The 25,537-nt window shown below is 40.9% G+C and carries 24 protein-coding genes and 2 pseudogenes; 10 read left to right on the top strand and 16 right to left on the bottom strand.

Annotation, left to right across the window (positions count from 1 at the left end):
* Positions 1–45: 45 nt before the first annotated feature.
* On the bottom strand, positions 46–1,596 hold the full coding sequence (locus tag CEF17_RS00860) for a glycine betaine uptake BCCT transporter (protein WP_100397893.1): 1,551 nt from the start codon (positions 1,594–1,596) through the stop codon (positions 46–48).
* 165 nt (positions 1,597–1,761) lie between these two features.
* Here CEF17_RS00860 and CEF17_RS00855 point away from each other — a divergent pair, with 165 nt between their 5' ends.
* On the top strand, positions 1,762–2,457 hold the full coding sequence (locus CEF17_RS00855; protein WP_100397892.1) for a phosphatase PAP2 family protein: 696 nt from the start codon (positions 1,762–1,764) through the stop codon (positions 2,455–2,457).
* A 52-nt stretch (positions 2,458–2,509) separates the two neighbouring features.
* Here CEF17_RS00855 and CEF17_RS00850 read toward each other — a convergent pair whose 3' ends face one another.
* Entirely contained in the window at positions 2,510–3,046 is a 537-nt protein-coding gene (locus CEF17_RS00850) for a chromate transporter (protein ID WP_100397891.1), read from the bottom strand.
* Positions 3,043–3,618 carry a chromate transporter gene (locus tag CEF17_RS00845; RefSeq protein ID WP_100397890.1) on the bottom strand — a complete coding sequence of 192 codons (576 nt, stop codon included), beginning with the start codon at positions 3,616–3,618 and terminating at the stop codon, positions 3,043–3,045. The genes CEF17_RS00850 and CEF17_RS00845 overlap by 4 nt, the downstream gene beginning before the upstream one ends.
* A gap of 308 nt (positions 3,619–3,926) precedes the next feature.
* Between CEF17_RS00845 and CEF17_RS00840 the strand changes: the two genes are divergently transcribed.
* The 4 genes from CEF17_RS00840 to CEF17_RS00825 all read left to right on the top strand — a co-directional run bounded on the left by CEF17_RS00840 (position 3,927) and on the right by CEF17_RS00825 (position 8,463).
* Positions 3,927–4,376, top strand: coding sequence for an Lrp/AsnC family transcriptional regulator (locus CEF17_RS00840; RefSeq protein WP_100397889.1), 450 nt, complete (start codon positions 3,927–3,929; stop codon positions 4,374–4,376).
* A gap of 127 nt (positions 4,377–4,503) precedes the next feature.
* Positions 4,504–6,078, top strand: a complete 1,575-nt coding sequence (locus tag CEF17_RS00835) for a spore germination protein (protein WP_232725376.1) — start codon at positions 4,504–4,506, stop codon at positions 6,076–6,078.
* Between the two features lie 21 nt (positions 6,079–6,099).
* On the top strand, positions 6,100–7,293 hold the full coding sequence (locus tag CEF17_RS00830) for a Ger(x)C family spore germination protein (protein WP_100397887.1): 1,194 nt from the start codon (positions 6,100–6,102) through the stop codon (positions 7,291–7,293).
* Between the two features lie 39 nt (positions 7,294–7,332).
* The gene (locus CEF17_RS00825; RefSeq protein WP_100397886.1) at positions 7,333–8,463 is read left to right on the top strand and encodes a GerAB/ArcD/ProY family transporter; all 1,131 of its coding nucleotides are present in this window, start codon (positions 7,333–7,335) and stop codon (positions 8,461–8,463) included.
* Positions 8,464–8,525: 62 nt separating this feature from the next.
* Here CEF17_RS00825 and CEF17_RS00820 read toward each other — a convergent pair whose 3' ends face one another.
* The 3 genes from CEF17_RS00820 to CEF17_RS00810 all read right to left on the bottom strand — a co-directional run bounded on the left by CEF17_RS00820 (position 8,526) and on the right by CEF17_RS00810 (position 12,689).
* Positions 8,526–10,883, bottom strand: a complete 2,358-nt coding sequence (locus CEF17_RS00820) for an FdhF/YdeP family oxidoreductase (RefSeq protein ID WP_100397885.1) — start codon at positions 10,881–10,883, stop codon at positions 8,526–8,528.
* Positions 10,884–11,024: 141 nt separating this feature from the next.
* Positions 11,025–11,384, bottom strand: a complete 360-nt coding sequence (locus CEF17_RS00815; RefSeq protein ID WP_100397884.1) for a Na-translocating system protein MpsC family protein — start codon at positions 11,382–11,384, stop codon at positions 11,025–11,027.
* A gap of 60 nt (positions 11,385–11,444) precedes the next feature.
* Complete coding sequence (locus CEF17_RS00810; protein ID WP_100397883.1) at positions 11,445–12,689, bottom strand: L-lactate MFS transporter; 1,245 nt, start codon at positions 12,687–12,689, stop codon at positions 11,445–11,447.
* Between the two features lie 449 nt (positions 12,690–13,138).
* On the opposite strand from CEF17_RS00810, the gene fdhD reads away from it, so the two are divergent.
* Both fdhD and CEF17_RS00800 read left to right on the top strand, forming a co-directional pair.
* Complete coding sequence (fdhD, locus tag CEF17_RS00805) at positions 13,139–13,930, top strand: formate dehydrogenase accessory sulfurtransferase FdhD (RefSeq protein WP_100397882.1); 792 nt, start codon at positions 13,139–13,141, stop codon at positions 13,928–13,930.
* 31 nt (positions 13,931–13,961) lie between these two features.
* A complete protein-coding gene (locus CEF17_RS00800) occupies positions 13,962–14,192 on the top strand; it encodes a hypothetical protein (RefSeq protein ID WP_054637497.1) in 231 nt (76 codons plus the stop codon).
* Positions 14,193–14,237: 45 nt separating this feature from the next.
* On the opposite strand, the gene moaD is transcribed toward CEF17_RS00800, so the two are convergent.
* From moaD to moaA, 5 genes are read right to left on the bottom strand one after another with little or no spacing between them, the layout of a single operon-like run.
* On the bottom strand, positions 14,238–14,471 hold the full coding sequence (gene moaD, locus CEF17_RS00795) for a molybdopterin converting factor subunit 1 (protein WP_100397881.1): 234 nt from the start codon (positions 14,469–14,471) through the stop codon (positions 14,238–14,240).
* Positions 14,464–14,937 (bottom strand): molybdenum cofactor biosynthesis protein MoaE, encoded by a 474-nt coding sequence (locus tag CEF17_RS00790; protein WP_054637503.1) that lies wholly within the window; start codon positions 14,935–14,937, stop codon positions 14,464–14,466. The genes moaD and CEF17_RS00790 overlap by 8 nt, the downstream gene beginning before the upstream one ends.
* 1 nt (position 14,938) lies before the next feature.
* Positions 14,939–15,451: a molybdopterin-guanine dinucleotide biosynthesis protein B gene (gene mobB / locus CEF17_RS00785; RefSeq protein ID WP_100397880.1), complete on the bottom strand. Its 513-nt coding sequence runs from the start codon at positions 15,449–15,451 to the stop codon at positions 14,939–14,941.
* Positions 15,415–16,710, bottom strand: coding sequence for a molybdopterin molybdotransferase MoeA (locus tag CEF17_RS00780; protein ID WP_100397879.1), 1,296 nt, complete (start codon positions 16,708–16,710; stop codon positions 15,415–15,417). Before CEF17_RS00780 ends, mobB begins: the two co-directional genes overlap by 37 nt.
* A 30-nt stretch (positions 16,711–16,740) precedes the next feature.
* Positions 16,741–17,694 carry a GTP 3',8-cyclase MoaA gene (gene moaA / locus CEF17_RS00775; RefSeq protein WP_232725551.1) on the bottom strand — a complete coding sequence of 318 codons (954 nt, stop codon included), beginning with the start codon at positions 17,692–17,694 and terminating at the stop codon, positions 16,741–16,743.
* A 503-nt stretch (positions 17,695–18,197) separates the two neighbouring features.
* Here moaA and CEF17_RS00770 point away from each other — a divergent pair.
* Complete coding sequence (locus tag CEF17_RS00770; protein ID WP_157842883.1) at positions 18,198–18,788, top strand: molybdenum cofactor guanylyltransferase; 591 nt, start codon at positions 18,198–18,200, stop codon at positions 18,786–18,788.
* Positions 18,789–18,809: 21 nt separating this feature from the next.
* Here the strand turns inward: CEF17_RS00770 and CEF17_RS00765 are convergent, their stop codons facing one another.
* Complete coding sequence (locus CEF17_RS00765) at positions 18,810–19,460, bottom strand: cyclase family protein (RefSeq protein WP_442857423.1); 651 nt, start codon at positions 19,458–19,460, stop codon at positions 18,810–18,812.
* 69 nt (positions 19,461–19,529) lie between these two features.
* Positions 19,530–19,946, bottom strand: a complete 417-nt coding sequence (locus CEF17_RS00760) for a universal stress protein (RefSeq protein WP_100397876.1) — start codon at positions 19,944–19,946, stop codon at positions 19,530–19,532.
* Between the two features lie 259 nt (positions 19,947–20,205).
* On the opposite strand from CEF17_RS00760, the pseudogene CEF17_RS20985 reads away from it, so the two are divergent.
* Both CEF17_RS20985 and CEF17_RS20980 read left to right on the top strand, forming a co-directional pair.
* Positions 20,206–20,754 (top strand): annotated as a pseudogene (locus CEF17_RS20985) (protoglobin domain-containing protein); the annotation flags it as partial.
* Between the two features lie 276 nt (positions 20,755–21,030).
* Positions 21,031–21,516, top strand: a pseudogene (locus tag CEF17_RS20980) (methyl-accepting chemotaxis protein); the annotation flags it as partial.
* A gap of 62 nt (positions 21,517–21,578) precedes the next feature.
* Here CEF17_RS20980 and CEF17_RS00750 read toward each other — a convergent pair.
* The 3 genes from CEF17_RS00750 to megL all read right to left on the bottom strand — a co-directional run bounded on the left by CEF17_RS00750 (position 21,579) and on the right by megL (position 25,422).
* On the bottom strand, positions 21,579–22,799 hold the full coding sequence (locus CEF17_RS00750; protein WP_100397874.1) for an ISL3 family transposase: 1,221 nt from the start codon (positions 22,797–22,799) through the stop codon (positions 21,579–21,581).
* 159 nt (positions 22,800–22,958) lie between these two features.
* Complete coding sequence (gene dctP, locus CEF17_RS00745) at positions 22,959–23,993, bottom strand: TRAP transporter substrate-binding protein DctP (RefSeq protein WP_232725374.1); 1,035 nt, start codon at positions 23,991–23,993, stop codon at positions 22,959–22,961.
* 244 nt (positions 23,994–24,237) lie between these two features.
* Positions 24,238–25,422, bottom strand: a complete 1,185-nt coding sequence (gene megL / locus CEF17_RS00740; protein WP_198508847.1) for a methionine gamma-lyase — start codon at positions 25,420–25,422, stop codon at positions 24,238–24,240.
* Between the last annotated feature and the right edge of the window lie 115 nt (positions 25,423–25,537).

Raw genomic sequence — 25,537 nt, 5'->3', positions numbered from 1 at the left:
TGAATGATGGTTCTCCACCATTCAGCCTTTTTTGCTATTACTAGATTAGGTTGGTTTTATTTCCTCTTTAATTCCCTTTCTTCTTCTTAACCTAATCTTTGGCAGTTTGCCGCCGGTAGGTTCTGGTTTCACTTCTCCTTTAAAGGCTTTCAACATGGAAAACGTCATGAAAAATAATATGATAGTTAAAGGAAAAGCGCTGACTATAATCGCAGTCTGTAACCCTTCAAGCCCTCCCGAAGCCATAAGCACTGCTGCTGATGCCGCTAACACAAAACCCCAACTGAACTTTACAACGTTTGGAGGGTTAATCCCTCCATTTGTTGTTTGCATCCCTAGCACAAAAGTAGCTGAATCAGCGGATGTGATAAAGAAGGTACTAATTAAAAATACAGTAATTATGGCCAGGATGGCTCCCAATGGAATTTGCTCATATACAAAAAACAAAGCGGTCTCCAGAGCCTGCTCAGAAACAGGAAGGCCCATTGTGTATTCATAGAAGATTCCTGTCCCCCCAAATACAGCAAACCAAAGAGTACAAACAACAGAAGGAATGATCAGTACCGCCACTACGAATTCTCTTACTGTTCTTCCTTTTGATACCCTTGCAATAAAAGTACCTACAAACGGTGCCCAGGCGATCCACCATGCCCAGTAAAAAATGGTCCACCCTTGAAACCACTCGGCATCCCCTTCATTAAAAGGAGCCAGCCTAAGTCCCATGGCAGGAAGGTTTTGGATATAACTTCCAAATGTGGTTGTAAACAATTCCAGAAGAAATACCGTAGGACCGAGAAATAACAGGGCAAAGAATAGCATCACTGCCAGGACCATATTCGTGTTGCTCAAATATTTAATACCTTTTTTGATGCCAGTCCCGGCGCTAAAAATAAACAACAAAGTAACAACCGCAATAATAATGAGTTGTATCGTAAAGTTATTAGGAATACCTGTAAGGTAGCTCAATCCACCGTTTATTTGAGCAGCTCCTAACCCCAAAGAAGCACATACTCCAAATATGGTGGCAAATACCGCTACAATATCAATCGTGACGCCAATTGGTCCTTTTACTCGGTCCCCAAGTAGTGGATATAGTGTAGCGCTAATTAACCCTGGGTATCCTTTCCTAAATTTAAAATATGCAAGTCCAAGGGCTATCGTGGCGTATATGGCCCATGCATGAAATCCCCAATGCAAATATGTATACTGAAGACTCATGATTGCCGCGTCATCTGTTCCCCCCGCTATCATAGGCGGACTGACAAAGTGTGAAATCGGTTCAGAAACCCCAAAAAATAACAGTCCTATTCCCATTCCTGCACTAAATAGCATAGCGATCCAGGTTGGGCGGCTGAACTCTGGTTTGTCTTCATCTTTTCCAAGCTTAATCTTCCCGTACTTGCTGATGATTAAATAAAGAGCAAATAGTAAAAAGAAAGTTGCTGCTATTTGATAAAACCAGCCAAAGTTCTCCAGGAAAAATGCAAGGGCTGTATCCATGGCGGCTTCTAGCTGACCCGGCAAAATAACACCCCACAACACAAAACCAAGCGCAATAACCATCGATATCCAAAAAACGCTTGTTACTTTAGACATTACAAAGCTCTCCTTTCATCCTCTTCCCTAGCGTTTGATTATTAAGAAGAGCTTATACATATATATATTTTTTTCCATGTAACAAAAATATGATAATTTTATGTGTTGAAGCTGAAAAGAAGAGGAATAGAAAAAAAGCAGTCCATATTATTGGGGTGAGTGGTTTTGAGACAGGAATTTTTAAAACAGTACGGCAAGTACCTTGTGACAATCGGTATTTTGATTCTTTTATTTATGGTGTTAACACAGCTTTTGGCAAGTGAACTAAACCCTAATCTACTTCAGCAATTTGACTTTGCAATCATTACCTGGGTTCAATCATGGATTACACCACTTTTAACAGACTCATTTAACGCGATTACTTATTTGGGATCTGTTCAAGCTTTGATCATTTTGGTGATAATTACGTCACTTATGTTGTTTATTTTTAAGAAGACCTGGGAAGGTATTCTTTACATCTTTACCGTCGCAGCGGGTGGAGGACTCAACTGGCTGCTAAAATGGATTATTCACAGAGAGCGTCCGGACATCAACCCCCTTGTTGTGGAGTCTGGGTACAGTTTTCCGAGCGGGCATTCGATGATGGCTATCATTGCATACGGAATGCTGGCATACTATTTTGTTTTGTTTCTTCAAAGCAAAGCAACCAAGTCAATAACCGTCATTGCTTTCACTATCTTAATATTCCTCATTGGTCTAAGCCGTATCTATTTAGGGGTTCATTACCCCAGTGATGTAATTGCCGGATACGCTGTCGGCGGTGCATGGCTTGGTGCTTCTATCATTGCTTTAGAAGTACTTTTGCGCAGAAGAGAAAGTTCGAGACATTCAACAGAGAAATCAGTCATCCCACCAGGATAATTTTTTAATAAAAAGGATGGGCCGTGGTTTATTCACGACCCATCCTTTTTACTTACCCGCCTGAAAGAAACAATACCCCGTACACGATTGAAATAACAATAACGATAGCAGGATGAACCTTCCATTTCTCTAATAAAAAATAACTTCCGACAAGCAAAATGATAGTATGAAGGATACCGCCGCCTTCTACAGAGCCAGCTAAAAATTGAACAGTCAAAATTCCCAGTAAAACTGCAATGACCGGCCGCACATATTGCGTCAGCCTTTTTACTTTTGGTGAATCCTTATGTTTATATAGCAATCCAACCAAGGCAATCATCATGACAAGAGAAGGGGCAATGGTTGCAAATAAACCAACTCCGGCACCAAGCCAGCCTCCTACCTCATACCCGATGAATGCTGCCATTTTTGTAGCAATAGGACCTGGGAGGGCGTTACCGATGGCAAGAACCTCACTAAACTCCTGTACGGTCATCCACTCATATCGTTCCACTACTTCATATTGAATAAGCGGAATGGAGGCAGGACCGCCGCCGTAACCTAAAATTCCTGGAAGGAAGAAGGCTATAAAAATTTCTACATATATCATTCTTCTTTTCCTCCTTCCCTGCCCTTAATCTTCTTCTCTAAAGGGTCTCGTTTAACCAGAGCAGCAATAATTAAAATGACAATAAGAATAGCTGGATGGAAATCAAACAAGCCAATGACAACTATCCCAATAAGCAACAGTATTCCTGCGAACTTCCATCCTAAATCTGAGTGGGACTTAGTGACAAAGTTTTTAGTCAGCACAGCCATCATCACTGTCACTACAGGGAGTACACCATTTGTTAAGCCTGTTACCCAGGGAGCATCCTGAAAGTTTGCAAGAGCCGCAAAAAAAGCAATCATCATTATTGCAGTAGGCATAACAATGGCAATCACTCCATTTATTGCTCCAATAACACCACCGACAGAATAACCTATGTATCCAGCAAGCTTCGTTACAATCGGACCTGGAAGTGTATTTCCTAACGCTAATATATCTCCAAATTCATCTTCAGACAGCCATTTGTAATGATCCACAACTTCTTTATAAACGAGTGGGATAGAAGCAGGTCCGCCCCCATAGCCAAGGATTCCCACCCGGAAAAAAGCGAGGAATATCTTCATTTGTAGCAACTTTCTCACTCCCCTTTTTCTTGATGTTCTTTTGTACTCATAGTAGCACATTTAACCTAACTTATGTATATTTTTATTTACCAATCCAAACATTATGGTAATTAAATTTATATTTTAATTTCTTTTTGATAATTCTCTTGTTATACTGTTTATACTATTTGTTATTGGAAATTGTTGTTTTGCTGCAGTAACCCCAGCTTAGCTTTGTACTGCTCTTTTACCCTAAAGAGCAACTCACTTCACTTGTTTTCCAAGTGCCGTCAGCTTTGTCAAAACCCTATTACCTTGCAGAAATGTAGGTGAAAATTATGGAATTAGATTCGACTGATAAAAAAATATTAGAATGCCTGATTGAAAATGGTCGTATGTCTTATGTCGATATTGGCAAGCGCTTGAATATATCAAGGGTTTCTGTGCGTGACCGTGTGCAAGTCCTACAGGAAAAAGGAGTGATTGAGAAGTTCAGCGTTGTCATTAACTCTGAGCTTGCCGGCAAAGCTGTTTCTGCTTTTTTTGAAGTAGACTGTGAGCCTTCCCACCTTGTATCGGTCGCCGAAGCTCTTGTTGAAAACCCGAGCGTAGCCAGCTGCTATCAAATGACAGGCCCAAGCACCCTCCATATGCATGTGTTAGTCGAAAACTTCACCCGGCTTGAACAATTTATTAATGAAGAATTATATGAATTAAACGGAATTACAAGGGTCGAGAGCCATATATTATTACGAAGATTTAAAAGCAGGACAGGCCTTAAATTATAAAAACAAGGGATGTAGAGGAAAAATATCTACATCCCTTGTTTTTTTATTCATCCGTAATCCTTTGGATAATATTGTTGATATTGCTTAAAACTACAACTGATATCCTGGCTGGTAGGAGAGGATCACAGTGAAAATTACTTCAGTAAGAAATAAGCTGAAAAAACCAGAAAGCAGTCAACAGTCCTCTGATGATACTAACAATTTGTCTACCTCTCTTGATAAAAATGTTCAAACTATAACTGAAGCTTTAGGATCAAGCGCTGATATCATTTTTAGGCACTTTACCTTTAAAAAAGGCTATCATATGAAGGTTACGGTAATTTATACGGATGGGTTGATAAATGATAACACCGTCCAAAACAACATTTTAGATAATTTAATGGTGGAAACTAAAAAAACTTCTTCCATTCCGCCTCATGTGGACCTGTTTGAATACTTGCATCAATCTTTCCTAAGAAGCGGCGAAATTGAAATTGTTGAAAGTTTTGACGACCTTTATAATAACGTTCTTTCAGGAAACACGCTTATTCTCTTAGACCACTATGCTAAATGCATTGCCATTGATACTCGAGGCTGGCAGGAACGCGGGCTTGAAGAACCGACTACTGAAACAGTGGTTAGAGGACCAAAAGAAGGTTTTAACGAAACGTTAGAAACAAACCTGGCGTTGATTCGGCGTCGTATTAAAGATCCTAATCTTTGGATAGAAAAAAAAATAATCGGAAAAAAATCTCAAACAGATGTAGCCATAGTGTATCTCAATAATGTGGCCAGTGAAAACGTTGTACATGAAGTAAAAACGAGAATAGATGGAATTAACATTGAGGCGATCATAGAAAGCGGACAGCTGGAGGAATTAATACATGATGGCTATTACACACCTTTCCCTACGATCTACAACACTGAAAGGCCCGATACTGCTGTTGCAGGCTTATTAGAAGGCAGGGTTGCTATTGTTGTAGACGGGACTCCATTTGTTCTATTAGTGCCTGCCCTATTCACTCAATTTTTTCAATCACCACAGGATTACTATTTTCAATTCGATATTTCTTCATTTTTACGAATCTTGCGCTATGTATCCTTTTTTCTATCCTTGTTAGTTCCGTCTTTTTACATAGCCTTAACGACCGTTCATCAGGAAATGCTCCCTACCCCGTTGTTAATCACACTGACGGCCCAACGGGAGGGTGTTCCCTTCCCAGCTGTAGTGGAAGCTTTTTTAATGGAATTAACCTTTGAAATATTAAGGGAAGCCGGAGTAAGAATGCCGAGAGCCGTAGGATCAGCCATTTCAATTGTAGGGGCTCTCGTCATTGGACAAGCAGCTGTTGAAGCAGGATTCGTGTCTTCAGCTATGGTGATTGTCGTAGCAATCACAGCAATAGCTAACTTTATCATGCCAAATTACAACATGTCGATTCCTGTTCGCCTATTACGGTTCGCTTTTATGATCATCGCTTCCGTGCTGGGACTTATTGGCATTCTCTTTGGATTAATTGCTTTAATCATTCACTTATGTAAGCTTCGATCCTTTGGTGTTCCTTATATGGCTCCTTTAACTCCTTTACAGGGAAAAGAGCAGAAAGATACAATCCTTCGCCTGCCATGGTGGACATTAAAGACACGTCCAAGCTTTATGACAAAGGAGAATATATTAAGAAATGAAACACCAAAACCCCAGCCTGAATCACCTAATAATTAGGAACGAAGAGGGTGTATTGTGATGGATAGAAGACTAATCTTGCTGTTACTTTGTTGTCTCTTGCTATTACCTCTGGCTGGCTGCTGGAATGCCAAAGAGCTTGATGATCTATCTATCGCTTCAATGATCGCCATTGATAAAACGGACGACACTTATGAAATCTCAGCACAAATTATTAACCCTGCCCAAAACGTGGAGGAAGAGCGGACAGACAGGTCACCCGTTGCCACGCATAGAGTAACGGGTGACTCTGTCTTTGAAGGGTTGCGTCGGTTAACCACTGATATTCCTCGAAAGCTTTATTTAGCTCATATCAGAGTCATCGTCATTAGTGAGAAGATCGCTGAGGAGGACTTTGCTGAAGTATTGGACTTTTTTTTCCGTGATCATCAAGTAAGGACTGATTTTTTTGTCCTTATCAGCAGAGACCAACAAGCAAAGGAAATATTAAAGGTGTTAACTAGGGTGGAAGAAATTCCTGCAGAAAAGGTATTTTCCTCTATCACTTTTTCTGAAGAAAATTGGGCTCCCACCAAAGGAATGCAAATCGATGACATTGTGGAACAGCTGGTACTAGATGGGGATAACCCTGTAGTAACTGGTATAAGGGTTGTTGGCGATAAGGAGATAGGCGGTAGAAGAGAGCATGTGGAAACTATTGAAGCTCAGGCAGTGCTGCAGCTTCAAAACCTGGCTGCCTTTCGGGAGGGAAAACTGGTCGGCTGGATGACGGAGGATCAAAGCAAAGGCTATAACTATACCCTTGGAAATGTGCAAAGTACCTTAGGCGTAATTCCCTGTAACGACGGCACGCTTACCTTTGAAGTGATTCGTTCAGAAAGCAGCATTGAGGCAAAGGTGATTAACGGCAAACCTCAGATAGACGTTAACATTTCCACAGAGGGTAACATCGCTGAAGTCACTTGTGCCATTGATTTATCTGACCCTCACACTATTGAAAAACTTGAAAAGGAGATAGCTGATGATATTAAGACAATATCCATGGATTCGATTGTCCAGGCTCAAACTGAGTTTAGAAGCGACATTTTTGGGTTTGGAGAAGACATCCGCAGAGCTGATCCTTCCTACTGGAAAAGTGTAAAAAATGATTGGAATACTCAATTTGAAGATCTACATGTAAATGTGAACGTCGATTTCTCCATTCACCATACAGGCACATTGACTGAATCCTTTATTTATGAAAAGAAAAAATAATAATCCTGGGGTTTTATCCAAGAGGGAAGGAGAGGAAGGATGCAAAAAGCTCGAATTGGATTAATACAGCTGTTTTTTTTAATGGCCCTTTTTCAGTCCGGAAGCGCTGTCATCGTTGGAGTAGGCATTGATGCTAAACAGGATGCCTGGATTGCAATTCTTTTAGGAATGGTTGCAGGCATGCTTTTATTTTTAATGTATGCCTACTTGTTCACTCAATATCCGGAGCTTCCCCTTTCCAAATATGCAGAAAAAATCCTTGGAACCTTTCTAGGGAAATTTGTAGGTTTTTTGTATGCTCTTTACTTTTGTTATATAGGGGCACGAGTCCTACGGGACTTTGCTGACTTAGTCATCATTGAGCTGATCCCCGAAACACCAATGTTTGTTATCTCTTTACTGATGATCCTCGTTATTATCTATGGATGCTATGCCGGCTTTGAAGTAATAGCCCGGTCCTCTGAAATATTCTTTCCAATCGTTTTTTTAATTGCGTTAGCTTTTGCCGTCTTTGTTTTAGTAGGTGACTTACCTGACGTAAAGCACCTCCAGCCTGTCCTGGAAGATGGGTGGACCAATGTTTTTTCTGTAGTCTTCCCCTTGCTTATCACATTTCCTTTTGGGGAGTTAATCGCTTTTACTGCGCTTCTCCCTTATGTAAGTCAGTACCAGAACAATATTGTTATCAAGGTTGGCTTAGGAGCCATCCTGTTCACCGGTTTATTTCTCTCCCTGCTTATGAGTTTAATCATTGCCGTTATGACCCCTGAACTTACTCAATACTCAGCTTTTCCGTTACTTGATGTGGTAGAAAAAATAAACATCAGGGACTTCATTCAGCGCATCGACCCTGTCGCTGTTGTAATTTTACATGTCGGGGGCTTTTTTAAAATTGTAATTTTCGCTTACGCAGCCATTGTCTGCTTATCTACAGTCTTTAACACCGAAGAGAAAAAAGGATGGGTAACCTATACAGTAGGGGGCATGATTTATATACCATCATTAATCATTGCCGATAATACGATCGAACACTTTCAAATAGGGCTTGAATGGGTCCCTTACTACCTGCATATTCCTTTTCAAATAATCATCCCCCTTTTGTTAGCTGTCATTGTTGTAATGAAGAACTTCTTCAGCAGGAAAAAAAGTAATCAATCAGCCAGCTCCTAGCCCTTTCATTTAACAAAGAACAAACCCGAAAAGCTAGACTCTTCGGGTTTAAATAGTATATATTAGCTTACAGTTGTTTCTAAATCTTCCACAGGCTTTTCAAGGTATTTTGTATCCTTACGTGCATTAAATCGATCTGCCTTTTCCACTTTCACGGCAATATTATAATCTGGCATGCCGGCAAATTTCTCATAGCGGCCTTTCGGAAGGAGGAAGTTTCCTTCTGGGAAATGAACACCCAGGTTTCCTCGCGCAATATCTGCAAACCTTGCACGCCCTTGGAATACACCAAACTGATTGTATGCGACAATGCCCTCGCCTTCTTCTACACTAAGATCTTTGGCATCTTCTCTGTTAATGAGTACGTCATATCTTTCTGCCTGGTTAAAGGGATCTGTTTCTTTATACACCATAGAGTTAAATTGTTTTCCTCGTCTCGTGGTGATATAAAAGTCTCCTGGTTTTTTATTTAAGTTTGGAATATCTACAGTAATTAAGTTACCTTTTCCATCAGGTGTCGGACAGATTCCATCCTCGCATAACCATGCGCCTCCCCATTGGAACACATCCCCTTGCTTTTTCAGATGCTGAATTCCTTCATAGCTTGGGTTTGCCTTGGCAATCTCTTCACGTATTTGCTGAGCATCTTTAAAATCAACCAAATGAGCTGTTTCCGGTTTCACACGTTTTGCTAAATCAACGTAAATTTTCCACTCTGCACGAGCTTCTTCAATTCTATTTTTATTTCCTTCGATTTCAGGCGAGAAATAAACCATTCTTTCTGTTGAGGTAGAGGTTCCTCCCCCCTCCTGCTCATAACGTGTCTTTGCAGGAAGAACGATGACAGCTTCTTTCGCGTCTACAAGCGTGGAGGTATTTAATATAATATCCTGGTGAACCCTGATATCAAGTTCAGATAGTGCCTTTTCTACAAAATCAGGCTCTGGCATTGTCTCGAGGAAATTTCCACCAGATAAATAGTAAAGTTTTATTTTTCTTTCGTGATCTTCTGGAAGAACAATATTCTCAAGGGTAACACCAACAATATCTCCCTGCCATTTTGGAAGGTCAAAGCCCCACAGTTTTTCAATTCTCTCAATGTTATCTCCTTTAAAATCGCCTCCCGGAAGAACGAATGGGTCTGCTCCCATTTCACCGCTTCCTTGAACAGAGGAGTGTCCTCTAAATGGCATTAAGCCATTGTACTTACGACCCAGATATCCACGTAACAAGGCAAGGTTTGCCACTTGAGAGATGTTATCTGTAGCAAAAGAATGCATCGTTAAACCAAGTGCCCATGCGAACACTGCATTTTTGCTGTTGGCAAGAAGCTCTGCCAGTTCGATAATTCTTTCTTTACTCACACCTGAGGACGTTATGATTTCTTCCCAGGACTGTTCTTCTACTTTACCTTTAAGTTCCTCATATCCATTCACATGCTCATTTACAAACTCATGGTTAACCGCGGAACCGTGCTCGGCTTTTTCCATCTCAAACCAATGTTTCATAATGCCGTGCATAAAGGCGATATCTCCGCCTATATTCACTTGGTAAAAGTCATCTGCTACTTTCGTGCCAAACAGAGCTGACTCTGTGACTGAAGGGACCCAGTACTCATCCATAGAAGGCTCCCGGTACGGGTTCACGACGATAATTTTCGTTCCTTTTTTCTTAGCTTCAAGCATGTATTTTGTAGAAACCGGTGAAGCATTTGAAGCCACGCTTCCCCAGAACAAAAGAACATCTGTGCCGATCCAGTCTTGATAATTTGCTGTCGATGCTCCTACACCTACAGAACGCTTTAATGCTGTTTTACTTGGTGAATGACAGATACGAGATGCATTGTCTATGTTATTGGTTCCTAAAAAGCGAGAAACCTTTGCTCCTACATAATAAGATTCATTGGTGATCCCTCTAGATGTTAAATAAAACGCGTACTGCTTGGGATCCAGCTTTTTCATCTTGGAAGCAACCATATCCATTGCTTCATCCCACTCAATTCGAGAGAATGTTCTTTCTCCTGGCCGGCGGATAAGAGGGTAAGGGATACGTCCAAGCTTCCGCAGCTCAGTGCTTGAATACTTTCTTAATTCGTCTATGTCAGAATGAAGGATCTCTTCTTTAATGGCAGGCATCGTATTTAAACGGAGAACGTTAAATCTTGTGGTACACATATGAGGGCCTGTTAACGTTTGGTCATACAGACCAGATACTCCTAAGGCACAGCCGTCGCAGACGCCCTTTGTGATGATGTTTGCTGCATACCCCAGATTATCTTTGTTCTCCCACATTGTTTTAAATGAATCACGGATATGTTTTGGCTTTACTTTTCCAAGTCCAAACGGCACAGGGCTTACCCAGTGCTCCGGTGCTGGCTTTTTTGATTTCTTCATAGGGCCGTTATGCTTCGTATTCCCCATTGATAACACTCCTTTTATCTTTCAGATCCTTACGGTCACTTTATGTTTTCTTATAAAAAAACCACCGTACACTTAGAAAACTAAAATGCTACGGTGGTTAAGTCTTTAACAGGAACGCTGCCAAGTGCCAAACCTCAATATTTAATTAGAGAATTTCTCTTCAAGATTTTCATCAAACACAAAGATTGACATTCCTTTGTCCTGTTCTATATCAATGTCAACAAACAGTTCAACAAACCTGCATCCCAGGAATTCCTCCATTTCACGTGGAGGGTTATTGCGATACATATCCTTTACCATCTCTGTTCGTGCAGCCCGAAGCATTTGTTTTCCTTCATCGGCACTCGCAATAAATCTCTCGATTGGCGATAAATTCCCTTCCATTTCACATATTGCCCAGTTTTTGCAAAAGGTTGTACTAATTTTACTGGGCCCTTTACCCATATGCTTTTTCCGAAACGCCCTGACTAAGTTACTAAATTCAGCCTCATATTTACCCATCATTCTCCAACCTTTTTACAGTTTATTATAGTAAAAGGGTAGATGTCTGACTGTCAATTGTCAACTTGCGAGCTTTTGCTCCTGGTTTTGCTGTCTCAGCTGTTTAATATCAACTCGAATCGCAAGAGAAACGATTAAAGCAAGAATAAACATTCCGCCAAAGATATACAGTGTAGCTGCGTAGCTTTCAGTTGCCTCACGCACGTAGGAAGCAAGAAGGGGACCAACCAGTCCTGCACAAGCCCAGGCTGTTAAAATGTAACCATGAATCGCTCCAAGCTGCTTTGTTCCAAAGATGTCGCCAATATAAGCAGGGATTGAAGCAAAACCGCCGCCGTAGCAAGTCATAATTAAAAATAAGATAAGCTGGAAAGCCAAAGCATGGGTTACTGATGGAAGCATCAAAAATGTCACAATCTGAATGGCAAAGAAAGCAGTATAGACATTCGGGCGTCCAAGATAATCTGAAATAGAGGCCCAACCTAATCGGCCTGCTCCGTTAAAGAAGCCCATGATACCAACCATCGTTGCAGCTGCTGCGGCTGATAGTCCCGCAATTTCCTGGGCCATAGGAGAGGCAATAGCAAGGATGGCAATTCCGCATGTTACATTGATGAAAAGCATGACCCATAAATACCAGAAACGTCTTGTTTTTACTGCTTCATTTGCAGTGAGCTGAGCAAGGTCTGGAGATGCTTTCTTATTGGCATTCCCCACACCCTCCATGTAGCCTTTTGGTGGTCTTTCAAGGTACAAAGCTGAAGCAAGCATAATGACAAAATAAGAAACACCCAGAATATAAAATGTGCTTGCTACTCCGACTGAGTCAATTAACGTGGCCATAATAGGGCTTGCAATCATGGCAGCAAAGCCAAAGCCCATAATCGCTAAGCCCGTTGCCAAACCCCTGCGATCAGGGAACCATTTCACCAGTGTGGAAACTGGAGTAATATAGCCCACTCCAAGACCGATTCCGCCTAATACTCCGTATGTAAGATACAATAGCCAAATAGATTCCACAGTTACTGCAAATCCTGAACCAACAATTCCAATTCCAAAAAATGTCGCTGAAACAAGTCCTGAAGCCCTTGGACCATACTTCTCAACGAAGTGACCCATAAAAGCTGCAGACAGTCCTAAAAATGCAATCGCTATACTAAAGGTTAAAGAAATCGCACTTAAGCTCCATCCGTACTCTTCCGCTAAGGGATTGGTAAATACGCTCCATGCATATACTGAACCAATTGAAATATGAATTCCAACAGCTGCCAGCGCTATGAGCCAGCGATTTTTTGTTTTCCCCATTGTTCCCCACTCCTTCTCCAAATAAAAAACCGCTGCCATCACTTCCCGGGATTAAAAAAACCCCAAAAAGAAACGCAACGGTTAGTTTCACGCAGGTTCGCTGCTCTGAAATACCAACAGTAATCGCTTTATTATATCCGTAGTTGCAACAATTAAAATCGATGACAGGACCGCTATCTCGTATCTTAATTGTTACAATTTCTTGAATTCATATAAATAATACCGCCTTTTGAAAGCAGTTTCAATAGTTTTTACGAAGAAAAGTTCAATTTTTATACACATTATTAAAAAAGGGTGCCTGGCACCTGACAATTTTGTAACAATTTTGTAATATAAAGGAGAAAAAGGATAAGGGTTGTGTCTTCCTGAAGAATCTGTTTATAGTGTAGCCAGGAGATATGGTTCCTTGTCAGGTGCCACATATGGTCTATATAAAGAGGTGAAATACTATGCCCCAGGAAATGAGCTTAAAGAGGTCTATCGTGAAATACCGGGACCAGAATTTTCATAATCTTGAGGATGACATTGTCACGGAGTTTCCCTTAACCATCCACGTCAATAATGAAGAGTTTGCTACCATGGTATGCACACCAGTTAATCTGGAAGAAATGGTGGCAGGTTTCTTAGCTTCTGAAGGAGTTATCCGGTTGAGGGATGATATAAACAAGCTTTCCATTGATGAAGAAAAAGGATTCGCGTATGTAGAGCTTCATCATCAAAATATCATGAACCAGCAAATGTATTCCAAACGTTTTATTGGCTCCTGCTGCGGAAAAAGCCGTCAATTTTATTTTCATAATGATGTAAAAACAGCGAAAACGTCTACAGTGGAGGCAACGATCTCAGCGGAGCAATGCATCAGCCTTATGAGGGAAATGCAGGAGAGCAGCCATGTATTCAAGGGGACAGGCGGAGTGCATAACGCAGCAATCTGTACTCAAGAAGAAATGATTGTGAGCCGTACTGATATCGGCAGGCACAATGCTCTTGATAAATTATACGGTCACTGCCTGTTAAATAAGATACCAGTCCGCGATAAGATTCTTGTTTTCAGCGGCCGCATTTCGTCAGAGGTCTTAACAAAAGCAGCAAAAATAGGCGTTGGTATTGTTTTATCCAAGTCTGCTCCTACTGACCTGGCAATAAAACTGGCGGAAGATTTAAATATCACTGCAGTTGGATTTATCCGCGGCAGCTCGTTTAATGTGTATTCTCATCCATCCCGGATTGTTTTAAAATAGCATGTAAATAGTAAAAAGAAAGGTGATATTTATGGGTTCTTGTAATATCGATCATTCTGTTGAGGATGTTTTTAAAAAGCTTTCAGATCAAAAGGAGTTTCTTCCAGGTGAGTTGTACAAAGGAAGCAAGGATTTCCTTAACAGTCATCCTGATCAGCCTTCCCTCAACGAGCTCTTTCATTTATTGAAAAAATACGATTTGGCTTCAGAAGAAGAAAGACAGGAACGAGATGGCAAGCTTCGTTCCTTGCTAAGAGCATAACATGCAAAACCCCAAGCCTCCTTTAAGGTAAGGCTTGGGGTTTTATTATCCTCCGCTTACTGGAGGTATAAATGCGATGGTATCTCCTTCTTGGACAACTTCATCGTCATAGGCATATTGCTCGTTAATTGCTGTCATTGTATTTTCCAGGGGCCCCACTGCGTATTCTTCTTGAAGCCACTCTTTTAAATGACTGACTGTTGATCCTGCTTTTTCCACCTCTACCTGGTCCTTGCCGATAACCTCCTGCAGTCTTGCAAATAAGAGGATCTTAATCATGATTTTCTCCTTTCTCAGGTGCGCCTTTCGGATATGGGGTCTGCTCAAGCTGATCCCCTACCCACTCTGTACCGTCCTCCCAATACTCCTTTTTCCAGATAGGTACTATTTGCTTGATTCTCTCCATAGCGTACTCATTTGCTTCATAAGCCGCTTTCCGATGGGGAGTGGAAACGGCAATCACCACTGCCACATCTGTGATTTCGAGCATCCCAACTCTATGAGTAATAGCAATGGTTGAACCGGGCCATTTTTCCTGAACCTCTTTCCCAATATCTTCAAGCGTCTTAACTGCCATCGATTCGTACGCTTGATATTTAAGCCGAAGGGTTCGTTTTCCATGGGTAAGCTCGCGCACTGTTCCAATAAAAGTAGCAATTGCTCCGCAGTCTCTCCGGACTACCTTATCGATGACTCCTTCTATGGAAAATGATTTGTCCGTCACTTCAAAAAGCTTGTCTGCCATGTTAATCCCTCATTGTATCTAGAATATATTTGATATATTGCTCTTGTGCTTCAATCGGGAAAGTCTTTACGTTCTCAATACCAACCGGTGTCCATACCACAGCGCATAGAACGTTCGTTACCTTTTCAAGTAATGATAAATCTTCACTGTCTCTTAGTAAGACAACTTTTGGATAATCTTCGGCTTTATACCCTTCAACCAGAATAACATCGGGCTGAAAATACTGGTACAGCTCAATAAGATTTTCAAGGGACCACTTCGAACGAACACCCTCCATCTGAAGAACTCCCTGACCTTCTACTACTGTAAAAGAAGCACCGGCCAGACGGTGCCGACGGCTGTCTTTTGATGTTATTTCAGTGTCAGGCTTTCCTCCATGACCATGGTGCTTTATTGTAGCTATCTCCATCCCGTCAGCCGAAGCAGCTTCTATCAGCTTTTCGACCAGGGTTGTTTTTCCACTATTTTGGTAACCGACTATCTGTAAGACTGGACAATGTTGGTCCACGGCCATTCACTTCCCTGAAAATCTTCTAAAAGCAAAACATCAACGATCATTCCCTGCTCATAACCTCTTGTACCACCAGGGAGAACAATTAGTGCATCTGCTGCAGCAAGCGAAGTAACAACACCCGATTTATCAAGCCCCGAAGGAAAAACAAGGAGCTTATTTTCCTCGTACTCTATCTTAGCTCTAATGAAGCGAGTAAATGGGTTAGGCTTTGGAAAGTCAGCCCCCAGTGCTGCTTTAGTTTTTCGTAAATGAGGCGCTCTGCGGTAAAAAGCGGTATGAAGAACTGGCCGCACAAATAATTCAAACCCTACGTAACAGGCTGAAGGGTTTCCAGAGAGACCATAAATAAATTTACCGTCTGTGTGGGCGACAGTGGTGACACTTCCAGGACGCATCGCTATTTTATTAAACAGCACTTCAGCCCCCAGAGCTTTAAAAATTTCAGGCACATAATCATAATCCCCGACCGAAACTCCTCCGGTGGTAATTAACATATCCACTTTGGATAATGCTTCTTTCGTTACCTGCAAACATGCCTCAAAATCATCTTCAAACTTCCCAAAATATTCAGCTTGTCCTCCCGCTTTTTCAATTTGGGCGAGAACCATATAAGCGTTGCTGTTACGGATCTTCCCTGGAACCAGCTCTTCCTCCACTTCCAGAAGCTCACTTCCTGTGGCAATCACTCCTACAACAGGTTTTGCGGCAACAGGGACTTCTTTATAGCCAAAAGTGGCCAGCAAAGCTGATACTCCGGGATTAATATAGGAGCCTTTTTCAGCTAATACTGTTCCTTTTTTCGTATCTTCGCCTTGAAAAGAGATATTGTCACCCTTTTGAAAAGTACGTTTAATATCGATTAGAGGGTTGTCCTTCTCTCCATGTTCCTTCACTAGCTCCAGCATAACAACAGCATCACAGTCTTTCGGAAGCTGAGCCCCCGTCATAATGCGTACAGCTTGAAAAGGCTTCACCTTATCTTCAAATAAAGAACCTGCACCGATTTCACCGACAACTTCAAAAGTAACAGGATGATCACTGCTTGCATTTATGGTATCTTCAGCACGAATGGCAAAACCATCGTAAGGAGAGCGGTCAAAAGAAGGCACATCATGGTCAGCAATTAAATCCTCTGACAGATAGCGGCCATGGGCTTCCTCGATCAGAACCATTTCTTTTTTCCCTTTCTTCGCTAAGTCCATTACTTTGTTTACAGCATCTTCTACTGGTATGGGTTTCCTTTTTTCTACCACGGTCATTCCCTCCTCTAACTAAAAAAGGGGCAGTGGCTACCCCCCGATATAAGACATTTCTATTTTCTTTCGGTTGTTTACCGTATCTGCTGTCCGCTCTTCAGAATACTTATCAGTTCTCTTCTTCCATATGTCAGTTAAATAATTACTGACTTCCCTATTACTGGCTCCGGAGCGAATATATTCTTTAAGATCATGGCCTTCTTCAGCAAAAAGACAAGTAAAGAGTTTTCCGTCTGCTGAGATTCTGGCTCTTGTACAATTTCCACAAAAAGTATCTGAAACAGAAGAGATAAATCCTACTTCTGCTTTCGAACCTTTATATCTATATCTTGAAGCAACCTCGCCTAAATAATCCCTTTCTAAGATTTCTAAAGGCGCGATCGAAGAAACCTTTTCCATCAGTTCTTTTTTTGTAACTACTTGTGAAAAATCCCAGCCATTTGTTGTGCCGACGTCCATGAATTCTATAAACCTAAGGGTTATACCCTTATCTTTACAATAGGAAGCGAGCTTTACTACTTCGCCATCGTTAACTCCCTTTTTTACCACCATGTTTACTTTTACGTGCAGCCCCGCAGCCAAAGCTGCATCAATGCCTTTTAAAACTGCTGATGGCTTTACTTTTCTTCCATTCATATGCTGAAATATTTCAGTGTCCAATGCATCAAGACTTACATTCACACGCATGAGGCCGGCTTCTTTCAGTGCATGAGCCTGCTTTACTAAATGAACGCCGTTTGTTGTTAATGCTATATCTTCTATTCCTGAAATGGCTGACAACTTTTCAATCAGGGCTGGAACGTTTTTGCGCAGCAAAGGTTCTCCTCCTGTAAGACGGAGCTTTTTCACACCAAGCTTCGTAAATTCCATTGTTAGTCTGACAATTTCATCAAAGGAAAGAAGCTCTTCCTCGGGCAGGAAAGCATAGTCTTCTCCGAATATTTCTGCAGGCATACAATAGGAACAGCGAAAGTTACATTTATCCATTATAGAAATCCGCAAATCTTGCAGCGGACGATAGTACTGATCACTGACTTCTCTGGCTGCCACGCTTATCCCTCCTGCTTAATTAAAAGGATGAAAATCCTGCAATAAATGTTTACTGCTTTATGAATTCTGTTAAAATCACATTAAGATTGGCAATCGTTACTAGCATTATTGACTTATTCTAACACAAAAAGAAAGGTGATTTCACAATATGCACCATTCTAATGGTGTAATCAATGAAATCAGTCTTCACCTTATTACTTACAACTTACAATATGAATAACAAACCAGACCATAGCGGTCAAGCTGTTCACCTTGTTCTTCATATGACAAATCATCATTTCATTGAGTATCAAATAATAAATCAGCAGCTGAAGGCTAGGCAATCCTCTTTCACAATGTGGCCTGAATTAACAACTTTTTGATCGATCTTAACCGTAAATTACATGGGGAATGGAAAAGGTAATACTTCCTCCTCATTTTGCCGAGGAGCTGGTGAAAGAATGAATTTAGCAGGTGTAGTACTTGCAGGTGGAAAGTCTTCCCGTTACGGAAGACCTAAGATGTTTGAAATTTATAATGGGAAGGCATTCTATGAGCATAGTGTGGAAGCTTTTTCAGAAGCGGGCATTTGCGACGTGTTTATTTTAAGTAATGAAAGCCTTGCCCCCGCATTTCAGACGGAAAAGGCCGAAATACTGGTTGAAAAAGAAATGCATAAAGGCCCTCTCTATGCCCTTTATCATGTCCTGGAAGAACAGCTTCGTGGTTATGACTGGGTCTTTCTCTTGGCAGCGGATGTACCTTTTGTTTCGCCAGCTTTTGTCAGAAGTATGAAAACTCGTATCGTGGAACCGTCTCCTATACAGGCCTACATCCCTAAATCAGGAGAGAAATTCCAGCCGCTGCACGGGATCTATCACCGCAGCTGCTTGCCTGTATTAAAAGAAATTATTAATAGAAACAAAAGCTTAAGCATGAAAGAGCTTTTTCAGGATATAAATGTTCACTATGTCACTTTTGCACCTGAAGAAAAAGCTTTTATAAACATTAACAGGCCCGAGGAATGGGAAAACAACAAAGAGGGGAAGTGACATTTTTCCTTTCCCCCTTTGCTACTCTGCCTTTAAGGCTACTGCTCGTACTGGTGACCCATCCAAGCCTGGAAAGGGTAGCGGCAAAGCCATGACGAATGGATTTTCAAAATCTATCAAGTGAAAGTTTGCAAAGTTTTCCCCGATAATACCATTGACCTCAGTAATTAACTCATGGCCCTTAAACGAAGATCCATCCGGAACATCAATGTTAAGAGCATCAATGAAAAATACTCGTATACCTTTTTCAAGCATAAACACCACTGCTTCTTCACTTATATACGGATGTCTGTAGTACTTCTCATCTTCTCGGTATTTATCCCATCCAGTATAAATTAAGGCAATCTTGTTGGGAGCCAGCCTGGCTGAATAAGGGAGAATGTCGTTTAATGTAATAGACTCTCCTTCCCCTTTACCTGTAACATCCAGTACCACTCCTTCCCCTGCAAAAGTAGAAAGGGGAATTTCATCCAGCTTCTTTCCTTCCTTGCGAAAATGGTAAGGCGCATCTATGTGGGTTCCAGTGTGACTTCCCATATGCAGGTGACTGACGTTATAGCCTTCTCCTTCAATGGTTGCCGATGGAGTTACTTCCGGTTTGGGATCGCCAGGGTAAATAGGCGTTTGTGTCGTTACAGGCATGGAAAGATCAATAATGGTTGTATACTTCAAATTTATTTCCCCCTTTCTTCCAAGCTTATAAGGCTTCCACCGTTTCCTCAACTGTAAAATTCAAGATTCTCACTTTACAATCATAACCGGACAAGAAACTCTTTTGGCAACCTTATGGCTTACACTTCCAAGAACCAGGCTTTGCAGATTATTCAGCCCACGGCTTCCTATTACCAGGCAATCATAGGATTGAGTGTTTGCATGTTTTATAATGGCAGGCCCCGGTTCTCCTTGTAAAAAGACAATGTTATAGGATGTCTTTTCTTCTTTCAGCACAAGCTCTACTCTCTTCAACTTTTCTCTTCTTTTTTTTTCGAGGACAAATTGGTGAGCATGATTCAGGTTGTCTGCTTTCCACGTTTCCCCGTCAACCACATAAACCACATCTACTTTCCCTCTACTTGCTTTTGCTAACTGAGCTGCCTGCTTTCCTGCCCGGTAAGCATGGTCTGAACCGTCTGCCGCTAATAATATATGTTTGTACACTAATGCTTTCACCTTCCTTAATTTTATAACTTACTATTAGCTTATGTCTGGAAAGGTGTTAAACACCTCAAGATCTTCATTTATAAAACACTATAAGAATAACCACCTTTTTATGTTTATAGTACTTTGTTTTAATTAGGTATAAAGTCTGTCAATAAACAGGTGCATATAGTCTCATTAACTGGTAAAATTATCATATATTTACGTACATAAAGCTATATAATGTGAGATAAGCAGGCTTTTTTTGGTCTGCAGAGGGGTGAAAAGGTTGTTGCTTAAAAAGAGAAAGAGTAAAGAAGATCCAGCTTTGTTTCGTTTGGAAGAAAATGAGGGGGGAATTGTTCTTTGGAGTGAAAACACAGAGGTTAGCAGGCAACTATCCATGATTGATTTACAAGAGGAAGATCTCCTGATTCTGCAGAAGCTGCGCCCTCTTGTGAAGGAGAATATTGAAAAAATTGTTGCCCAGTTCTACAAAAACTTAGAGAAGGAAAGCTCTCTTACTAAAATTATCAACGACAACAGCTCGATAGACCGGTTAAGCCAAACTCTTACCATTCATATAGAGGAGATGTTTACCGGCGTGATTGATCAAGCTTTTATTGACAAGAGAAGTAAAATTGCTCAAGTTCACTTGCATATTGGCCTCCAGCCAAAATGGTACATGTGTGCTTTTCAGGATTTATTATTATCATTGATTTCCCTGTTTGATGAATACATAGAGAACAGAGAAGATTATAATAAAGCAATCAAAGCTACGACAAAAATACTCAATATTGAACAGCAGCTCGTTTTGGATGCTTATCAGAAACAGCATGATGAAATAAGAGACGAACAAGAAAAAGCGAAAAAAAGTCTTCATGAGGAAATTAGGAAAATGACGGAGTCACTGGCTGCTGTTTCAGAAGAAACAACGGCCTCTCTTGAAGAAATTCTTTCAAAATCACAGTATATTTCTAAGTTATCAGTGAGTGGTGCGAAAGCTGCAGCGGTCGTGGAGGAAAAATCAGTATCCGGAAAAGACGATTTAACAGTCCACCAAAAATCCATGATTAAAATTGACGAAAGTATGACTAGAATCATTGAGGAAATTAACCAACTGAAAGCTGTATCCAAACAAATTGGAAGTATAGTAAGCATGGTTACGCAAATAGCAGATCATACAAATGTCTTAGCATTAAACGCCTCTATAGAATCTGCGAGAGCAGGTGAACACGGAAAAGGCTTTGCTGTCGTAGCAAAGGAAGTGAGAAAGCTGGCTAATGAAACAAAAACAAAAGCTTCCAGTGTAGACAACTTAATTGTTAAAACCGAGGCTCAAATTGATAATGTTTCTACGTTTGTTGCGGAAGTAAATAGCCTTATTACCAACAGTTCAAGTAAAATGACAGATATAAATAACCTCTTTGGAGAGTTTGTTTTCGAAATGAAGCATAGTAAAGAACAGAGTCATCTCATTGACAAAGAACTTCATTCTTTCCTTCAGGGAATAGATGAAGTGGGGAAAGCGATAAACCATCTCTCTTTGTCCGCTGAAGAATTGTCTTTTTTAACAAGCAAACAGCAGTAACAGTGTCATAATTTAAGGTTCTAAGTCAAATGTTGGGGTGGGAGCTTTTTGCTCCTGCCCCTTTATCCTACTTGAATGGTCTTTCCTTTTACCTGATGATGTAATAGGACTCTCATACGCAGACGGTCGTAACGCTTAAAACCAAACGCATTTCGTTTGATTACCTTGGTTTGGTTGTTTAATCCTTCGATTGGCCCGTTGGTATACCCAAACGTAAAACTGTTTAGGATTTCCGTTTGCCAATTTTGGAGGGTTTGAACCACCTTTATAAATTCTTTCATGCCAGAAGCCTTTACCTCACGGTAAAAAGCATAGAGTCCTTCTTTTATGATCCTCCCATTGGAAGAACCAACAGCTTTCGCTTGATCAAACCAGCCCCGAAACATTTCTTTCAGCCGGTAGGCGCTCCGTAACTCCTCGGATAAACCCAAGTATCTCTCCAAATACCAGTGCTGCTTCTCGCTCAGAGCTTCGTACCGTTTGTTAAACACGTGTTTCATTCGTTTACATTTCTTTCGATCATACTCATGAAAGTCTTTCTGCACTCTTCTTCTCACACGATCCAAAGCCCAAAAGACATACCGGCAAAAGTGAAAACGGTCCGCGATGATCACAGGGTTTCCTAAGGCTTTCTGTACGGCAGATTTGAAGGGATAACTCATATCCATCACCACCATTTCCACCTTGTTTCCTTTTCGGCGTAAATACTGTTTCACCGTCTCCACCTTACGGTCAGGAAGAATATCCAAAGGTTCACCGGTCTTCCCATTGGCAATGATGACCTGAAACTTCCCTTGATCGGTATCTCCTTTATATTCATCGATCGCAATGACTCCAGGAAGTTCTGTGACTTCTCGAAACATGGGAGAAGAAATGGCATCAAATCGCCTCATGGCAGTAGAAGCAGACGTTCGAAACTGTTGCGCTGTATCCTTGAAGTTTTTCCCCTGAATGATGCGCAGCCCAAACGCTTGATTCCATTCCACGCTGTGACGCTGATATCGTTGGACAAAGCGAGTGGACTCGGCAAACCGTTTCCCGCAGGAACAGGCGTAACGACGCTTTCGATAAAATACATACGTGTTTCTCTCAAACATCTTCAAGTGCTGTACTTTTTGAGTGCGGTAATCATGAACACGTTTCGTCCGCTTTCCACAATCGGGGCAGCGTTGGGCTTTTCGTTCCATCTCCACGTGGAGATGGAACGAATCCCCTATCGTTTCTGTTTTCTTTATGATCATTTCTTCAAACCCGGGAATATTCATGATAAAATGCATGTACACGCAACTCCTATCCTTATTCTTGTTTCTCGACAATTCAAGTGTAAAGGATATCGGAGCTTGCGTGTTTTTTAATAGCTAATTTTTCTAAAACCCCAACAAATAGTGTAGAGCCTAATTTAAAAAGCCGCAAAGATGATCTCTTTGCGGCTTTTTTCTTCACTATTCCACGTTTTCTATTCTTTCTATATAATCCCCAAATTGGTCTGCGTATTTCTCATACACTGGCTCCACCAGCTCTCTAAATTCCTCAATATCAATATCTTCCATAGGAATGATTTCGACACCGTTTTCAACTAAGTTATCGTGCTGCTCTTCTTCGAGTTCCTGAGATATTTCACGCTGCACTTGGGCATATTCTTTTCCAAGTCCCACGATCGTTTCTCTTATATCTTCCGGAAGCTCCTCATATAACTCATCATTAATAATTAATGTAGCCGAAGCATAATATAATCCCGATTCCGTAAAATATGGCAGCTGTTCATAGGTATTTGTACTCCAAATCACGCCATACGACTGGTCTGTTCCGTCAATTACTCCTTGCTGAAGACCACCGTAGACTTCAGGGAAAGCCATTGGAGTAGGATGAGTGCCTAAACTCTCGTACGTTTCGATTAAAATATCACTTTCAATCGTTCTCATATTTAACCCGTTTAAATCCTCAGGCTCTGTAATAGGTCTTTTGTTATTGGCAAAATGACGCTGGCCATTTTCCCAGAAAGCAATCCCTTTAAATCCGGCACTATCCATACCATCAAGTATTTCTTGTCCAATTTCTCCGTCCAGTGTTTTATAGGCATGATCTAAGTCCCTGAATAAAAACGGAAACTCCAAAGCTGTCACTTCTGGAACAAAATTACTAATTACCCCGGTAGTTACAAGACTCATATCAATATTCCCTATTTGTACACCCTCAGCCAGCTCTCTTTCCCCTCCTAAAGAGCCATCACCAAAAATTTCAAATTCTACTCTTCCATCTGTAGCTTCTTCTACAGCTTCAGCGTAAGCTTCGAATCCTAATGCATATGCCTCTCCCTCAGGGGCAATGTGCCCTACTTTAATAGTAATCACATCTAATTCCTGGTCTGTCCCTTCATTTTGAGCATCTGCCGCTGAGTTGCTATCATCTCCACAAGCTGACAAAAGCAGAGCCGCGGCAGCCATTGAAGATAAGGATAAACCCTTATTAAGTTTCACAGTAATCTCTCCCTTAATTTTTAAAATTTTCTCTTTTTTATTTACAATTATTTTAGCGCTTAAAAGCGACAAAGTAAAGAAGTGTTTTTTTTTCTCTAGATTTATTAGAAGTACTGAAAAAATAAAAAACCGTTTGGCTTTTTAAAAGCAAACGGTTTTTTTAAAAATTATAGATTAACGAACCGGGAGCGATAAGGGAACGCCGTGTTCTGTTTCTTATTATCAGTGGGCGATATTCTTTCATTCAGATAAAATTAAGGGCTTCTTCAAGGTCTTCCCAAATATCTTCCCAGGCTTCAAGACCGATAGACAAACGCAAAAGTCTTGCTGATATAGCCATTTCTTTTCTTTCCTCCTCAGGCACCACTGCATGTGTCATGGAAGCCGGATGCTGAATTAACGTTTCTGCATCCCCAAGGCTGACTGCTATCCGTATCATCTTTAATTGATCTACCATCTTCTTAGTATCTTCAAGTGATCCTTTTATTTCAAAAGAAATGAGGCCTCCTCCCCTTTTCATTTGCTTCTTCATAATAGAGTAATCAGGGTGACCCTGGTCACCAGGGAAATACACTCTTTGAATTTTAGGATGTTTTTTTAGCTCTGTGGCAATTCTTTCTGCATTGTCACAATGTCTATCCATTCTTACTGCCAGGGTTTTGAGCCCCCGCAGGAGCAGCCATGCATCAAATGGCGAAAGGACTCCTCCGATATCCTTTTGTGCTGTTTTTTTTAAATAGGTAACGATCTCTTCATTCCCGGCAAGAAGACCTGCTATGACATCTCCATGTCCTCCAATAAACTTAGTCGCACTGTGAATAACAATGTCACAGCCTTTTTGTAAAGGCTGCTGCAAATAGGGGGTGGAAAACGTATTATCTACAATTACTTTTATCCCTCTTTCTTTAGCTATAGAGACCACTTTCTCCAAATCTATTAATCTCATTGTAGGGTTAATCGGTGTTTCTATATAAATACATGTAGTGTTGCTTCTGATATTAGAGATTATTTCTTCAGGTGTATCTAAGTAGGAAAAAGTATGGTCGATATTGTATTTTTCCTTTAACAGCTGAAGAAGGCCGAAGGTACAGCCGTATACTCCTTTTGAGCACAAGATATGATCTTCTTTCTTTGTTAAACCTATTAAAGCAGCCGATACCGCTGCCATACCCGAACTAAACGCAAGTGCTTTCTCGCCTCCCTCAAGCTCAGCGACTCGCTTTTCCAGTGCAGCTACCGTGGGATTAGAAATCCGTGAATAAATGAAACCTTCTTCTTCACCGGAAAATCTATTTGCACCTTGGTCCAATGAAGGAAAAGTAAACGTAGAGGTTTGATAGATAGGCGGAGTCAAACTATCAAAATGCTGATTCGGTTCGTACCCGCCATGTATGACTTTTGTTTCAAAACGACTCGTTTTCTTTTTCATCAAATCCCCCCTTGATCTTTACTATAAGCATACACAACAACTTTTCTTTTTGTGAGCGCTTTCTGATATTGTATTGTTTTCTCCTGTTAGTAATACTCATATAACGTAGAATGCT

Source organism: Bacillus sp. FJAT-44742 (assembly GCF_002797315.1).
Lineage (GTDB): Bacteria > Bacillota > Bacilli > Bacillales > Marinococcaceae > Thalassorhabdus > Thalassorhabdus alkalitolerans.
Note: the sequence above shows the minus strand (reverse complement) of the source record. Positions and strands in the feature narration are given on the sequence as shown.

Bases quoted from the DNA above. Each gene is read 5' to 3' on its own strand.
- CEF17_RS00860 (WP_100397893.1), bottom strand. From the start codon at position 1,596: ATGTCTAAAGTAACAAGCGTTTTTTGGATATCGATGGTTATTGCGCTT.
- CEF17_RS00850 (WP_100397891.1), bottom strand. From the start codon at position 3,046: ATGATATATGTAGAAATTTTTATAGCCTTCTTCCTTCCAGGAATTTTA.
- CEF17_RS00840 (WP_100397889.1), top strand. From the start codon at position 3,927: ATGGAATTAGATTCGACTGATAAAAAAATATTAGAATGCCTGATTGAA.
- CEF17_RS00830 (WP_100397887.1), top strand. From the start codon at position 6,100: ATGGATAGAAGACTAATCTTGCTGTTACTTTGTTGTCTCTTGCTATTA.
- CEF17_RS00825 (WP_100397886.1), top strand. From the start codon at position 7,333: ATGCAAAAAGCTCGAATTGGATTAATACAGCTGTTTTTTTTAATGGCC.
- CEF17_RS00820 (WP_100397885.1), bottom strand. From the start codon at position 10,883: ATGGGGAATACGAAGCATAACGGCCCTATGAAGAAATCAAAAAAGCCA.
- CEF17_RS00815 (WP_100397884.1), bottom strand. From the start codon at position 11,384: ATGGGTAAATATGAGGCTGAATTTAGTAACTTAGTCAGGGCGTTTCGG.
- CEF17_RS00810 (WP_100397883.1), bottom strand. From the start codon at position 12,689: ATGGGGAAAACAAAAAATCGCTGGCTCATAGCGCTGGCAGCTGTTGGA.
- fdhD (WP_100397882.1), top strand. From the start codon at position 13,139: ATGCCCCAGGAAATGAGCTTAAAGAGGTCTATCGTGAAATACCGGGAC.
- CEF17_RS00800 (WP_054637497.1), top strand. From the start codon at position 13,962: ATGGGTTCTTGTAATATCGATCATTCTGTTGAGGATGTTTTTAAAAAG.
- moaD (WP_100397881.1), bottom strand. From the start codon at position 14,471: ATGATTAAGATCCTCTTATTTGCAAGACTGCAGGAGGTTATCGGCAAG.
- CEF17_RS00790 (WP_054637503.1), bottom strand. From the start codon at position 14,937: ATGGCAGACAAGCTTTTTGAAGTGACGGACAAATCATTTTCCATAGAA.
- mobB (WP_100397880.1), bottom strand. From the start codon at position 15,451: ATGGCCGTGGACCAACATTGTCCAGTCTTACAGATAGTCGGTTACCAA.
- CEF17_RS00780 (WP_100397879.1), bottom strand. From the start codon at position 16,710: ATGACCGTGGTAGAAAAAAGGAAACCCATACCAGTAGAAGATGCTGTA.
- moaA (WP_232725551.1), bottom strand. From the start codon at position 17,694: ATGGATAAATGTAACTTTCGCTGTTCCTATTGTATGCCTGCAGAAATA.
- CEF17_RS00770 (WP_157842883.1), top strand. From the start codon at position 18,198: ATGAATTTAGCAGGTGTAGTACTTGCAGGTGGAAAGTCTTCCCGTTAC.
- megL (WP_198508847.1), bottom strand. From the start codon at position 25,422: ATGAAAAAGAAAACGAGTCGTTTTGAAACAAAAGTCATACATGGCGGG.